This window comes from Citrobacter sp. VF227 (assembly GCF_052950715.1).
The window spans coordinates 1-470 of record NZ_JBRFVF010000385.1; the positions used below are offsets into that span (position 1 = coordinate 1).

Annotated in this window: 1 protein-coding gene; it reads left to right on the forward strand. The window is 53.2% G+C overall.

Annotation, left to right across the window (positions count from 1 at the left end; translation table 11 throughout):
- Positions 1 to 40: 40 nt before the first annotated feature.
- Positions 41 to 470: MFS transporter (locus ACU8YC_RS26880; protein WP_446896240.1), on the forward strand; the 430-nt coding region annotated here is incomplete at its 3' end.

Consider the following 470-nt stretch of genomic DNA (forward strand, 5'->3'; position numbering starts at 1 on the left):
TTATTCTTCTTTTTTCTCTTTTTTAAAAGTAATCTGCGAAATTAAAAGGCATAGAAGCGTCAATTTGTTGTTTATGTTGGTATTACTGGTGGCGGTAGGTCAGATGGCGCAAACCATTTATATCCCCGCGATTGCTGATATGGCGCGTGAACTGAACGTTCGTGAAGGGGCGGTACAAAGCGTGATGGCCGCCTATCTGCTGACCTACGGCGTGTCGCAACTAGTTTACGGTCCCCTTTCTGACCGCGTAGGGCGCCGCCCGGTGATCCTCGCCGGCATGTCTATTTTTATGCTGGCCACGCTTGTCGCGATTACCACCCATAGCCTGACGGTACTGATTATCGCCAGCGCCATCCAGGGGGTGGGAACGGGCGTCGGCGGTGTGATGCCGCGAACGTTACCGCGCGCTCTGTACGAAGGCACGCAACTGCGCCACGCCAATAGTCTGTTAAACATGGGGATCCTGGTCA